Genomic DNA, 12,924 nt, shown 5'->3' on the forward strand with positions numbered 1-12,924 from the left:
GCGGTGTGTGTGAGACTCCGCCGATGAGCTCACAGACGATCACCGCGGACGTCGCGGGCACCTGGAAACTCGGCGACCTGCCCGTCCACCGCCTCGGCTACGGCGCGATGCGGCTGACGGGCAGCGCCGCCTTCCACCACGGCACACCGAGCGACCGCGACCGGTCGATCGCCGTCCTGCGCAAGGCGATCGACCTCGGCGTGAATCACATCGACACGGCCGCCTTCTACTTCTCGTCGCTGCGTTCCGCGAACGAGCTCATCAACACCGCGCTGGGGCCCTACCCGGACGACCTGGTCATCGTCACCAAGGTGGGCCCGTACCGGACCTACGACGGGGAGTGGGGCACCTCGGCACGCCCCGAGGATCTGCGCGGCCACGTCGAGGAGAATCTGCGCCAGCTCGGCCGCGATCACCTCGACGTCGTCAACCTGCGCCGGATGCCGAAGTGGGACTCGATCGCCGAGCACTTCGGGGTCCTCGCGGAACTCCGGGACGCGGGCCTGATCCGGCACCTGGGGGTCTCCAGCATCGAGCCCCGCCACCTCGCCGAGGCGCGGGCCATCGGGCCCGTGGTCTGCGTGCAGAACCGGTACGCCCTCGACCGTCCCGACCCCGCGACCGACGAACTGCTGCGGATCTGCGGCGAACAGGGCATCGCCTTCGTGCCGTTCTACGCCGTCGCCGGCGAGAGCGGGGAGCACGGTGCCACCATCGGGCACGACGAGGAGGTGCGAGCCGTGGCCCGCGCCCATGGTGCGAGCCCCGCGCAGATCCGCCTCGCCTGGACGCTGCACCAGGGCCCGCACGTCCTCGCCATCCCCGGCACCGGCAACCCCGACCACCTCGCCGAGAACGTGGCGGCGGGTGCGATCCGCCTCACCGACGAGGAACTGGACCGGCTGGGCGCACCGCGGCGCAGCGCCGGGGCGACCGGCTAGACCGCCCAGCTCCCGTCCCGCATGAGATGCCTGCGGGGCAACTCGTGCACCTCGCACCACGCCTGCACCGCTCGCGGCCGCACCCGGAAGAAGGCGTACGACGCGTGGTCCTCGCGCGGGTCCCAGCCGGTCTTCGCGCGGAACGCCTCGGCCGCGGCGGGCGGCACCTCGGCGGACGTGAATGTCTCCACGTCGCCGTCGACGAGCACGACGTCCCGGGTGTCCCCGAAGGCCAGCCGGGCCCGTCGGCCGTCCCGCAGATTGCGGCCGGTGGGGTTGGCCAGCCGGGTGCACAGCCACACGGCCTCGTCGTGCCACACGAACCACAGCGGAACCAGACACGGCACCCCCTCGGCGTCGGCCGTGGCGACCCAGATGTCGATTTCCCGCTCCAGCCGGACCAGCAGGTCCGCCTTGCGCTGCTCGGGGGTGCGAGGTGGCTCGGTGATCTTCATGGACGGGACGCTAGCGGCCGGTCCAGGGGTCCCGCCTCGGGCTGCGGGCGTAGGCCGAGGGCCTAGGTCCTCGCGGAATCGACGTACTGCGCCAGCCCTTCGCCCAGTGACCAGTCGGCCGACTCGTTCTCGGTCAGGACCACGAACACGTTCCTCGGCTCGGTGCCCGCGTACGCCTGGGCGAGTTCGGCGATTCTCCGGTACAACGCCTGCTTCCGCGCGGGCGTGCGACCGGAGCGGAGGGTGATCGCGACGTAGACGATTCCGTCGTCGCGGTGCACGCCGAGGTAGTCGTCGTACCGCAGCGTGCCGCTCGTGCCGTCGTGGTCCCTCAGGATCTGGAACCGGTCGTCGGGCGGAATGCCGAGCGTCTCCCGCAGGGCGTCGTGGACAGCACGGCCGATCGCGGCGAGGCGCTCGGGGCCGGCGCGGAGCGTGTCGATGCGGACCAAGGGCATGGGGCCTCCCGGGGATCGTGGATCGCGAGTGTACATACTAGTAGTTACAGTAACGAGCGATGTGGTTGGCATCCTGTGCGTTTTACGTATAACCTCTCCCGTCAACCGCACGCTCCGAGAGGTCCCGATGAGACGTATCGCCCTGGTCACCCTCGTCGTCGACGACTACGACGAGGCGATCCGCTTCTACACCGAGGCCCTCGGATTCCGGCTCGCCGAGGACGCGCCCCGGCCCGACGGATCCCGCTGGGTCGTCGTCGAGCCCGGTGCCCCGGGAGTCGGCAGCGGCCTGCTGCTCGCCCGCGCCAAGGGGGAGGCCCAGGCCGCCCGGGTCGGGGACCAGGCCGGAGGGCGGGTCGGGTTCTTCCTGCACACCGACGACTTCGCCCGTGACCACGCCCGGATGACCGCCGCGGGCGTCACCTTCCTGGAGGAGCCGAGGCACGAGCCGTACGGCACCGTCGCCGTCTTCCAGGACCTGTACGGCAACCGCTGGGATCTCCTCCAGCCCGCCGGCTGACCTCCCGCTCGCTTCGAACCGCCCGCTCAAGGAAAGACCCGCCATGACTGCTACGCGCGTAGACGCCGAACTGATCCGCCGGCTTCCGAAGGCCGTGCTGCACGACCACCTCGACGGCGGCCTGCGCCCCGCCACCGTGGTGGAGCTCGCGGACGCGGTCGGCCACACCCTGCCCACCTCCGACCCCGACGAGCTCGCCGCCTGGTACTACGAGGCCGCCAACTCCGGCGACCTGGTGCGCTACATCGCCACGTTCGAGCACACCCTGGCCGTGATGCAGACCCGCGAGGGCCTGCTGCGCACCGCCGAGGAGTACGTCCTCGACCTGGCCGCCGACGGCGTCGTCTACGGCGAGGTGCGCTACGCCCCCGAGCTGAACACCAACGGCGGGCTGGCCCTCGCCGAGGTCGTCGAGACGGTGCAGGAGGGCCTCGCCGCCGGTATGGCGAAGGCCGCGGCCGCGGGCACCCCGGTCCGTGTCGGCACCCTGCTGTGCGGGATGCGGATGTTCGACCGGGTGCGCGAGGCCGCCGACCTGGCCGTGGCGTTCCGGGACGCCGGTGTCGTGGGCTTCGACATCGCCGGTGCCGAGGACGGGTTCCCGCCCGCCGACCACCTCGCGGCCTTCGAGCACCTGCGCCGCGAGAACGTGCCGTTCACCATCCACGCCGGGGAGGCGCACGGCCTGCCCAGCATCCACCAGGCCCTCCAGGTGTGCGGCGCCCAGCGCATCGGGCACGGCGTGCGCATCACCGACGACATCCCCGACCTCGCCGCGGGCAAGCTCGGCCGTCTCGCCGCCTGGGTGCGCGACCGGCGCATCGCCCTGGAGATGTGCCCGACCTCCAACCTCCAGACCGGCGCCGCGACCTCCATCGCCGAGCACCCGATCACCGCCCTGAAGGACCTCGGCTTCCGCGTCACCCTCAACACCGACAACCGGCTGGTGTCGGGCACGACGATGACCCGCGAGATGTCCCTGCTGGTGGAGCAGGCGGGCTGGAGCGTCGAGGACCTGCGCACGGTCACGGTGAACGCCCTGAAGAGCGCGTTCCTCCCCTTCGACGAGCGGAGCGCGCTCATCCGGGACGTCGTGCTGCCCGGCTACGAAGCCGCGCTCTGAAGGAGCCCCCGCAGGTAGGCGGCCTGTCCGATGTGCTGGAGATCGTCGGACAGGACGCTGACCAGCCGGACCCCCAGGGTGACCGGCGGGTCCCAGCGGTCGTCGACGACCCGCTCCAGATCCTTGGCGGCCAGGCCGCGCAGGGCGGTCAGGCTCTGGTCGTGCACGGCGTCGTAGTAGCCGGTCAGCAGCTCGCCCGAGTCGACCCGGACCCTGGCGACCTTGGCGGGGCTGTGGCCGTAGCCCGTGTCGTGGCGGGACAGGCCAAGGCCGAAGCGTTTCTCCCAGTCCTGGGACAGCCACACCTGATCGAGGCCGAAGGCGTCGGCGATGTGGTCGTCCTGGACGCGGGTGAGGTGCCAGACCAGCCAGGCGACGGAGTTGGCGCCGGGGGAGGGGCGGGCGGCCAGTTGGTCGGGCCCGAGGCCCTCGACGGTGGCGTGGACTTCTTCCCGGATGCGGTCGTAGCCGTCGATGAGGATGTCCTTCGCATGCATGGCTCCACCATCGCGCACCGCCGCGCGGCACGCGCCCCCACTCACGCGCTCTCCAGCAGTCCCATCAACGCGCGGGCCGCCGGGCTCATGGCCTGCCGGGGCGGGAGCAGCGCCACCGTCTCGTACACCGCCTCGCCGGTGCCCTTCACGGGCAGCGCGGTCAGGGAGGCGCGTTTGTGCGCGAAGTGCCGCGGCACCACGGCGACGCCGAGGTTCTCGTCGACCAGGTCGAGCAAGGTGTGCACGTCGTTCACCTCCAGGGCCACACTCCGCCGTACCCCCGCCGCGGCGAACACCGAGTCGGTGGTGCGGCGCGGCCCCCAGTCCGGGTGGAAGTCGACGAACACCTCCCCGCCCAGCTCCTCCGGGGTGACGGCGGCGCCGGCGGCGGCGAGCCGGTGGCTGGCGTGGCACAGCAGCGTCATCGGCTCGCTGGTCAGCGATACCGACCGCAGCTGGTCGCTGTCCTCCTGGGTGCGCACGGCGAACGCCAGGTCGAGCCGGCCCGCCGCGACGTCCTCGGCGAGGGCCCCCGACCCGGCCTGCCGCAGGCAGATCTCCACGTCCGGGTGACGGTGCCGGAAAGCGGCGAGCAGCCCCGCCACATGCACCCCGGCGATGCACTGCTCGCTGCCGAGCGTCAGCATGCCGCGCAGCACGCCCTGTACCGCCGCCACCGCCTCGTGGGCCGTCCGCACCTGCGCCAGGATCCGCTCCGCCTCACCGAGCAGCGCCCGCCCGGCCGGGGTCAGCGTCACCCGGCGGGTCGTCCGCACGAACAGCGGTGTCTGCAGCTCCCGCTCCAGCGCCCTGATCGAGGCCGACAGGCCCGACTGGGAGACCAGGAGGCGTTCCGCCGCCCGGGTGAAGTGCTGGTCCTCGGCGACCGCGACGAAGTGCTGCAAGTGGCGCAGTTCCATGACTGAGAAGCGTAGTCGCTGAATTCCATCGGATTCTTCTGTTGGACGCATGGGAGCAGGTCACGCCAGAGTGGACACCGGTTTCTTCCCGACCGTGCCAACCCCTCTGGAGTCGCGTTGTACACCGCACACCCCGACCGCTACGCGGACATGCCCTACCGGCGCACCGGACGCAGCGGCCTGAAGCTCCCCGCGCTCTCGCTCGGCCTGTGGCACAACTTCGGCCCGGACCGGCCCGTCGAGACCCAGCGCGCCATCCTGCGCCGCGCCTTCGACCTCGGCGTCACCCACTTCGACCTCGCCAACAACTACGGACCGCCGCCCGGCGCCGCCGAGTCCGCGCTCGGTGAGTTCCTGAAGTCGGACTTCGCGGCGTACCGCGACGAGCTGGTCATCTCCACCAAGGCCGGCTACCTGATGTGGCCCGGCCCGTACGGCGAGTGGGGCTCGCGCAAGTACGTGCTGTCCTCGCTGGACCAGAGCCTGAAGCGGATGGGCCTGGACTACGTCGACATCTTCTACTCGCACCGCCCCGACCCGGACACCCCGCTCGAGGAGACGATGGGCGCCCTGCACTCGGCGGTGCAGCAGGGCAAGGCGCTGTACGTCGGTGTCTCCAACTATTCCGCGGAGCAGACCCGCGAGGCCGCCCGCATCCTGGGCGAGCTGGGCACCCCGCTCCTCATCCACCAGCCGCGCTACTCGATGCTGGACCGCCGCCCCGAGGACGAGGGCCTGCTCGACGCCCTCGACGAGCTCCAGGTCGGCTCCATCGTCTTCTCGCCGCTGGAGCAGGGCGTGCTCTCCGCCCGCTACCTCGACGGCATCCCGGAGGGCTCCCGGGCCGCGAGCGACAGCCCCTTCCTGAACTCGGACGCGCTCACCGAGGAGCTGGTGGGCCGGCTCCGCGACCTGAACGACATCGCCGAGTCGCGCGGCCAGACCCTGGCCCAGCTGGCGCTGGCCTGGGTGCTGCGCGGCGGCCGGGTCACCTCCGCGCTGGTCGGCGCGAGCAGCGCGCGGCAGCTCGAGGACAGCGTCGGCGCCATCCGCAACCTGGACTTCGACGCGGACGAGCTGGCCCGGATCGACGCGATCGTCAAGCAGTAGCGCTCTCCTCGGCCGGGGGCGGGTGGCCGCTCCCGGCCCGAGCCGTCTAGGAGCTGATCCGCTCCTCCAGGCGCACGGTCACCGTGTCGCCCTCCTCCTTGCCGATGGCCTTGCGGATGTCGGCCTTCACGGGCAGCTTGTGCGTGCCGTCGCCCAGCGCCATGAACGAGCTGCGGAACGGGTGCCCGTCGATCGTCCCGCGGACCTTGACCAGGCCGCGGGTGCCGAAGAACTCGACGGACCGGGGCCAGACCAGATAGGTCCAGCCGCCCTCGGCGGGGCTTTTGCGCAGGACCGCGGTGAACTCCGCGTCCAGATCTCCGGGTGTGGCCATGACGTCCTCCAGCGCTCGCCGGGTTTCGGCCAACTCGGGGTGTGAATATGCCAGGAGAGTGGCCGGAAAGTCGTGGTGACAGTGTTTCAGTAGTGAACATACTGACCTGCGAGAGCGTTTTCACATCGAGCGACGGCGCCCTCACGCACAGCACGCGAGCCGCGGAGAGTCGAGTCCGGCGGGCGGGCAGGGCAACGGGGGAGGTCACGTGCACGACGAGTTCCTGTGTCACGTCACTGCGTACGGAGTCTGCGACGGCCGCCGCATCGGAGTGCCCCTGGGGACCTATCGGGCGCCCACCCTCGCCCTCGCCCTGTGGTGGCTGCGCGACCGCGCCTCCTGGATCGCCCAGCGCCTCGACCCCCAGCCCGACGCCGAGCACTTACCGCCGGGCGCGCTCGTGCCGGTCGCCGACACCGTGCCCGACGTGCCCACACAGTTGCGCGCCTGGTGTGCCGACCCCGGCCACCAGGAGAGGGTCGCCGAGGAGTTGGCGGCCGGACGGCTGGTGCGCATCGCCACCAGTGACGACACCACCGAGTACGAACTGCTCGCCGAGTCCGTGGACGCCCTGCGGATGCAGCGGACGGCCCCCGGCCTGGGAATCCCCGTGGCCTGACCTGCTCGCAGAGGCATATAGCAGGCAAATCGGTAGAATCTTGGTCATGGCGCAGTCTTCGGTAGCACCAGAACTCGTCCTGGAGACCGAGACGGACTCCACCGTGATGATTCCGGGTCGCGACTACCGCGTAGGACGCGACCCGTTGAGCGACATCGTCATCGACGACGACCGGGTCTCCTGGCACCACGCCGTGCTGCGGCCCACCGACGGCCACTGGACCATCGAGGACGAGGACAGCACCAACGGCACCTATGCCGAGGGCCGCCGCATCCACGAGTGGGACGTCGGCCCCGGCACCGTCATCCGCTTCGGCAACCCGGCCGACGGGCCGCGCGTGGTCCTGCTGGGCCGCCCCGCACCGGCTCCGGAACGCCCCTCCGCCGTATCCGTGCCGGCGGCCACCGGCACCTACCGGCAGCCCACGACCGTACGGCCGCTGCCCGCCCGTACCGTCCGGATCGGCCGCGCCACCGACAACGACCTGGTCATCGACGACCTGGTGGTCTCCCGCCGGCACGCCGAGCTGCGGGCCCTGCCCGACGGCACGTACGAGATCACCGACCTGGGCAGCCACAACGGCACCTACCTCAACGGCAGCCCCGTCACCAGCGCCCCCGTCGGCCAGGGCGACATCGTCGGCATCGGTCACTCGGTGTTCTGCCTCGTCGGCGACGAACTCCAGGAGTACGTCGACACCGGCGAGATCTCCCTCGACGTACAGGACCTCGCGGTCACCGTCGACCGGGGCCGCAAGACGCTGCTCGACCATGTGTCGTTCCCGGTGGGGGAGAAGTGCCTGCTCGCCGTCGTCGGCCCGAGCGGCGCCGGGAAGTCCACGCTCCTCAACGCCCTCACCGGCCAGCGGCCCGCCGACCACGGCACCGTCCTCTACGACGGCCGCGACCTCTACCGCGACTACGCCGAGCTGCGCCAGCGCATCGGCCTCGTCCCGCAGGACGACATCCTGCACGCCCAGCTGACCGTCCGGAAAGCCCTCTCCTACGCCGCCGAGCTGCGCTTCCCGCAGGACACCGCCAAGGCCGAACGGCGCGCCCGGGTCGACGAGGTGATCCGCGAACTGGGCCTGGAACAGCGCGTCGATCAGCCCGTGCACAGCCTGTCGGGAGGCCAGCGCAAGCGGGTCAGCGTGGCCTTGGAGCTGCTGACCAAGCCGTCGCTGCTGTTCCTCGACGAGCCGACCTCCGGCCTCGACCCCGGTATGGACCGCTCGGTGATGCACATGCTGCGCGGCCTCGCCGACGACGGCCGGACCGTCATCGTCGTCACCCACAGTGTGCTCAGCCTGGACGTGTGCGACCGGCTCCTCGTGCTCGCGCCCGGCGGGAAGACCGCCTACTACGGGCCGCCCGAGGACGCCCTGGCGTACTTCGGCTTCGAGCAGTGGCCCGAGGCCTTCGAGGCCTTCGAGCGGGACCAGGACCGGGACTGGGCCGGTGACTACCGCGCCTCGCCCTTCCGGGACCGCTACATCGCCGACGCCACCGCCCAGCCCCGGCAGCCCCGGTCCGAGCCCGTCGTCATCGCCGCACCGCCCCGGCCGCGCAGCCGGGCCGCCCAGCTCAACACGCTGGTGCGCCGCTACGCCTCCGCGCTCAGCGCCGACCGCACGTTCCTGATCATCATGATCGCCCTGCCGTTCGTGATGGGCGTGATGGCGCGGGCCCTGTCGGGCGGCAAGCTGACCGTCGACACGGCGATGAACACGCTGCTCATCCTCTGCGTCGGCGCGGTGCTCACCGGCGCCGCCAACGCCGTGCGCGAGCTCGTCAAGGAACGCGTGATCTACCAGCGGGAACGGGCGGTGGGCCTGTCCAGATCGGCGTACCTGATGTCCAAGGTCGTCGTGCTGGGTGCCATCACCGTGCTGCAGGCGGTGGTGCTGACACTCGTCGCCCTGCTCGGCGTGGACCTGGGCGCGCCCGGCGACGAAGGCGTGCTGATGCCGCCCCTGGTGGAGATCGCGGTCGCCGTCGCGCTGCTGGCGTTCACGGCGATGATGCTCGGCCTGCTCATCTCGGCGCTGGTACGCAAGGAAGAGGTGACGATGCCGCTGCTGGTGCTCGTCGCCATCGTCCAGGTCGTCTTCTGCGGTGCCCTGCTGAAGCTGGACGGCGTGCCCGGGCTGGAGCAGCTGGGCTGGCTGGTGCCCGCGCGCTGGGCGCTGGCCGCGATGGCCGGCACCGTCGGGCTGGCCCGGATCGTGCCCGACGATCTGACCAAGGATCCGCTCTTCGAGCACTCGGCGGGCATCTGGCTGCTCGACGTCGGGATGCTGGTCGTGCTGTCGGCGCTCTTCGGCTTCCTCGTGTCCCGGCTGCTGCGCCGGCACGAACCGGCCGTGATGCGGAAGTAGGGAGCCCCCATGACGACTCCCGGTTTCCGGCCCACGCACGTCGTCCCGCAGCACGGGATGCCCGCCTGGGAGGCCCCCGACCCGGCCCGGCCCACCGTGGACCTCGACCCCCTGCTGCCGGTGCAGCTCGTCGAGCAACAGGGCGACTGGGGGCATGTGCTGTGCTTCAACGGCTGGTCGGCCTGGGTCGACGGCCGCCACCTGGTCGCCGTACCGCAGGATCCGCCCGCCGCGGACGGGCCGCTCACCCTGACCGCCGACTCGCGTCCGCTGCTGACCCGCACGCAGGAGGCCCTGGCACGCTACCGGTCCGCTGTCGAGGACCTCGCGGGCGGCCTCGACCGGGAGGCCTTCCACTCCCGCACCCACGGGCTGCGGATCGGCGTCGTCGTCGACGGCGAGTCGGTGTGGCTCTACGACGCCGCGCACGGGCACTGGGTGTACGCGGAGGGCATCCGGGCGACCACGTACGCGACGGACGAGACACCGAGTTCCCAGCCGGAGCCCCGACCGTCCGAGCCCCCGGCACCGGCGCCCACCCCCACGCGGGTGGTGCCCCCGGAGGCGGCAGAGGAACCGCCCCGGGTCGAGGAACCGCCCACGCCGGTCGTTCCTCCTGCGCCGACGCGGGTGGTGTCGCCCGAGGGACCTGAGCCGGCGAGCGCGGGGGCGCCTGAGGCGCCTGAGCCGACGCGGGTGGTGTCGCCCGAGGGGCCTGAATCAGCGCGTGCCGGGCAGCCTGAGGCGCCCGAGCCGACGCGGGTCGTGTCGCCCGAGGGGCCTGAATCAGCGCGTGCCGGGCAGCCTGAGGCGCCCGAGCCGACGCGGGTCGTGTCGCCCGAGGGGCCTGAACCCGCGCGTGCCGCGCAGCCCGAGGCGCCTGAGCCGACCCGCGTCGTGTCCGCCGATGTCCCCGAGCCCACCCGGCTCGTGGCACCCGAGGAGGCCGAGGGGGGCGCCCGTCCCACGGCCGCCCCGCCCACCCGTGTGGTGGCTCCCGAAGAGGCGGAAGAAGAGGCCGAGGAGCCCGACAGCCCCGCCGAGGCGCCGCCCACGCGCATCGTGGGGTCCGAGCCCACCCGGGTCGTGTCGCCCGAGGGTGACACCCGTTGACCCGCGAGACGAGCCTGTTCTCCGGGCGGCCCTCCGAGCTGCTCGGGCAGCAGATCGCCGGGTACCGGATCGAGAAGGAGATCGGGCGCGGCGGCATGGCCGTCGTGTACCGGGCCCGCGACCTGCGTCTGGAACGCACCGTCGCCCTGAAGCTGCTCGCCCCGGAACTCGCCCGCAACGACACCTTCCGGCGTCGCTTCACCCATGAGTCCCGGGCCGCCGCCGCGATCGACCACCCGCACATCGTGCCGGTCTTCGAGGCCGGCGAGACGGACGGCGTGCTGTACATCGCCATGCGGTACGTCGTCGGCAGCGACCTGCGGCATCTGCTCGACCGGGAGGGCCCGCTGTCGCCCGCCACCACCCTGCGTATCGCCGCCCAGGTCGCCTCCGCGCTCGACGCGGCCCACGACCACGGCCTGGTGCACCGGGACGTGAAACCCGGCAACATCCTGGTGGCCCGTGGCACCGACAGCGACCACCCCGAGCACGCCTACCTCACCGACTTCGGCCTGACGAAGAAGTCGCTGTCACTGACCGGCTTCACCACGGTCGGCCAGTTCGTCGGCACGCTCGACTACGTCGCCCCCGAGCAGATCTCGGGCCGCCCGGTCGACGCCCGCTGCGACGTGTACGGCTTCGGCTGTGTCGTCTACGAGATCCTCGCCGGCCATCCGCCCTTCCGCCGGGACGACGACATGGCCCTGCTCTGGGCCCACCAGTACGACGAGGCGCCGCCGCTCACCGAGGCCCGGCCCGACCTCGCCCCGAAGGTCGACCCCGTCCTCGCCAAGGCCCTCGCCAAGAGCCCCGACGACCGGTACCCGTCCTGCCTCGCCTTCGTCGCCGCCCTGCGCGCCGCGACGACCGGCGGCGGGCCCGTCGTAGGCCACACCCCCGTCCGGGCGGGCCGAGAGCCGGGGGAGGAGCGGCCGAAGCCGCCGCCGCGCTGGGCCGAACCGGTCTTCACGCAGCGGATGTAGAGCCCGGCGTCAACTCTCGCTGTCGGAGCGGACCTCACCCCGGCGCCGTACGTGCCGCGCCAGCAGCGCCCCGGCGAATCCGGTCACCAGCCCCCAGGGGACGGCCAGGCCGACGGCACCCCACAGCTGCGGTCTGAGGAAGAGTTCGCCCCCGAGGCCCCCGCCCAGGTCGCCGATGCCGAGCACGGACAGGCCGTAGTGCGCGGAGATGCGTCCGACGAGGCAGATCATGAACACCGTGAGCATGAGTGCGACCGCCATGTGCACGGCATGCTGCCAGGCCCGGACCCGGGCAGGTGACCGGGCCGCCATCACGAACGCCGCGGCCAGCAGCAGCACCACGTCGATGACCAGCAGCCACCACACCCGGCCGTCGTGCTCCGAGAGCGTCCGCAGATTCAGCTCCGAGATGTCCGGAGTGCGCAGCACCTCGTCGAGCACCTGCGGCATGGGCAGCCCGAACGGCCCCTCCACCCGGCCGGTCCAGGTCGCGCCGAGGCCGATCGTCAGCGCCAGCCACACCAGGTTGGGCATGCCGAGCAGGATCACGGCGAACGTCTCCGTCGCGTGGCCCCGCGTCGCCGCGACGACCAGCGCGATGACCACGCCGATGACGACATACGCGAGCAGCAGCGCGACCATCGCGTACGCGGCCGGCCGCACCGACGCCTGGAAGCGCAGCAGCCCGGCCGGCAACGGGGCGGCGCGCGACACCAGCAGGGCCAGCACCAGCACACCGGCCAGCCACACCAGCCCGACGAACACGGACAGCGGAACGTCGGTGGTGAAACCGATCTTCGGCGAGGCGCCGAACAGGTCGCCGAGTTCCCCCAGCTCCTCGTCGCCGAGGGAGATCTCGAACGTGTGGCGGGCGGCGAGCGTCAGCCCGATCAGCGCGAGCAGCCACAGGGCCGCGATCCTGGCGGCCCAGCCGGCCAGCTCCCTGGCGCCGGCGACCGCGCGATGGCGCAGCGGCCGCAGGAAACCCCAGGCGATCACCAGCGCCCCGGTGAGCGTGACGGACAGCGGGATCACGGTCAGTCCCGCCTGGGTGTCGGCGAAGTCGCCGGCGTTTCCGGAGAGCTTCACCGTGCCCCCGACGGCGGTGACCACGGTCGCCATGACGACCGGGGCGAACGCGCCGTCCGGAAGGTCCGCGGCCCCGGCGGCCCACAGGCCGAGCGTGGCCACCACCATCATGGCGAGCAGCCCGCCGAGCACCGTGCCGAGGGCGTGCACCCAGCCGTGACGGGCGACGGCCCGCGCGCCGGAGGTAGGTGCCTGGCCGGAGGAGGTGCGCGAACTCACGCTGCCACGCTAAGCAGCGCCCGCGCCGGGCGCCCGTCGGGAGGTCCGTCCGCGTCGGCTTGCGGGCCGGACGGGACCGGGGCACACAATGAACTCGTAGTGGCAGAAGCGGTACATATCAGGACTGATCGCCTCGGGTGTGCGCAGGCCGTACAGAACCCACGTC

The 12,924-nt window shown here is 72.1% G+C and carries 14 protein-coding genes; 8 read left to right on the forward strand and 6 right to left on the reverse strand.

Features of this window, described 5'->3' with window-relative positions; translation table 11 throughout:
- Positions 1–23 precede the first annotated feature (23 nt).
- Positions 24–941, forward strand: a complete 918-nt coding sequence (locus ACFT4A_RS23885) for an oxidoreductase (protein WP_382833198.1) — start codon at positions 24–26, stop codon at positions 939–941.
- Here ACFT4A_RS23885 and ACFT4A_RS23890 read toward each other — a convergent pair.
- Both ACFT4A_RS23890 and ACFT4A_RS23895 read right to left on the reverse strand, forming a co-directional pair.
- Positions 938–1,396, reverse strand: a complete 459-nt coding sequence (locus ACFT4A_RS23890; protein ID WP_382833200.1) for a pyridoxamine 5'-phosphate oxidase family protein — start codon at positions 1,394–1,396, stop codon at positions 938–940. The two genes, ACFT4A_RS23885 and ACFT4A_RS23890, sit on opposite strands and share 4 nt — an antisense overlap.
- 62 nt (positions 1,397–1,458) lie before the next feature.
- The gene (locus ACFT4A_RS23895; protein WP_382833202.1) at positions 1,459–1,854 is read right to left on the reverse strand and encodes a tautomerase family protein; all 396 of its coding nucleotides are present in this window, start codon (positions 1,852–1,854) and stop codon (positions 1,459–1,461) included.
- A 127-nt stretch (positions 1,855–1,981) separates the two neighbouring features.
- Between ACFT4A_RS23895 and ACFT4A_RS23900 the strand changes: the two genes are divergently transcribed.
- Together ACFT4A_RS23900 and ACFT4A_RS23905 are read left to right on the forward strand one after the other, a co-directional pair.
- Complete coding sequence (locus ACFT4A_RS23900) at positions 1,982–2,374, forward strand: VOC family protein (protein ID WP_382833204.1); 393 nt, start codon at positions 1,982–1,984, stop codon at positions 2,372–2,374.
- Between the two features lie 43 nt (positions 2,375–2,417).
- Positions 2,418–3,497, forward strand: coding sequence for an adenosine deaminase (locus ACFT4A_RS23905; RefSeq protein ID WP_382833205.1), 1,080 nt, complete (start codon positions 2,418–2,420; stop codon positions 3,495–3,497).
- Here ACFT4A_RS23905 and ACFT4A_RS23910 read toward each other — a convergent pair.
- Positions 3,479–3,994, reverse strand: a complete 516-nt coding sequence (locus tag ACFT4A_RS23910; RefSeq protein WP_382833207.1) for a DUF664 domain-containing protein — start codon at positions 3,992–3,994, stop codon at positions 3,479–3,481. The two genes, ACFT4A_RS23905 and ACFT4A_RS23910, sit on opposite strands and share 19 nt — an antisense overlap.
- A 41-nt stretch (positions 3,995–4,035) precedes the next feature.
- Positions 4,036–4,914, reverse strand: coding sequence for a LysR substrate-binding domain-containing protein (locus ACFT4A_RS23915; RefSeq protein ID WP_382833209.1), 879 nt, complete (start codon positions 4,912–4,914; stop codon positions 4,036–4,038).
- Between the two features lie 117 nt (positions 4,915–5,031).
- On the opposite strand from ACFT4A_RS23915, the gene mgrA reads away from it, so the two are divergent.
- Positions 5,032–6,024, forward strand: a complete 993-nt coding sequence (gene mgrA, locus ACFT4A_RS23920; RefSeq protein ID WP_382833211.1) for an L-glyceraldehyde 3-phosphate reductase — start codon at positions 5,032–5,034, stop codon at positions 6,022–6,024.
- Positions 6,025–6,070: 46 nt separating this feature from the next.
- On the opposite strand, the gene ACFT4A_RS23925 is transcribed toward mgrA, so the two are convergent.
- On the reverse strand, positions 6,071–6,358 hold the full coding sequence (locus ACFT4A_RS23925; RefSeq protein ID WP_382833212.1) for a DUF1905 domain-containing protein: 288 nt from the start codon (positions 6,356–6,358) through the stop codon (positions 6,071–6,073).
- Positions 6,359–6,566: 208 nt separating this feature from the next.
- Between ACFT4A_RS23925 and ACFT4A_RS23930 the strand changes: the two genes are divergently transcribed.
- Genes ACFT4A_RS23930 through ACFT4A_RS23945 form a run of 4 tightly spaced genes read left to right on the forward strand, consistent with a single transcriptional unit; the run spans position 6,567 to position 11,450 of the window.
- Entirely contained in the window at positions 6,567–6,977 is a 411-nt protein-coding gene (locus tag ACFT4A_RS23930; protein ID WP_184595929.1) for a hypothetical protein, read from the forward strand.
- A 46-nt stretch (positions 6,978–7,023) separates the two neighbouring features.
- On the forward strand, positions 7,024–9,354 hold the full coding sequence (locus tag ACFT4A_RS23935) for an FHA domain-containing protein (protein ID WP_382833214.1): 2,331 nt from the start codon (positions 7,024–7,026) through the stop codon (positions 9,352–9,354).
- Between the two features lie 9 nt (positions 9,355–9,363).
- On the forward strand, positions 9,364–10,467 hold the full coding sequence (locus tag ACFT4A_RS23940) for a hypothetical protein (RefSeq protein WP_382833216.1): 1,104 nt from the start codon (positions 9,364–9,366) through the stop codon (positions 10,465–10,467).
- Positions 10,464–11,450, forward strand: coding sequence for a serine/threonine-protein kinase (locus tag ACFT4A_RS23945; protein WP_382833217.1), 987 nt, complete (start codon positions 10,464–10,466; stop codon positions 11,448–11,450). Before ACFT4A_RS23940 ends, ACFT4A_RS23945 begins: the two co-directional genes overlap by 4 nt.
- Positions 11,451–11,459: 9 nt before the next feature.
- On the opposite strand, the gene ACFT4A_RS23950 is transcribed toward ACFT4A_RS23945, so the two are convergent.
- Positions 11,460–12,758 carry a streptophobe family protein gene (locus ACFT4A_RS23950; protein WP_382833219.1) on the reverse strand — a complete coding sequence of 433 codons (1,299 nt, stop codon included), beginning with the start codon at positions 12,756–12,758 and terminating at the stop codon, positions 11,460–11,462.
- Between the last annotated feature and the right edge of the window lie 166 nt (positions 12,759–12,924).

This window comes from Streptomyces sp. NPDC057099 (assembly GCF_042671245.1).
In the GTDB taxonomy this organism is placed as follows: Bacteria; Actinomycetota; Actinomycetes; order Streptomycetales; family Streptomycetaceae; genus Streptomyces; species Streptomyces purpurascens.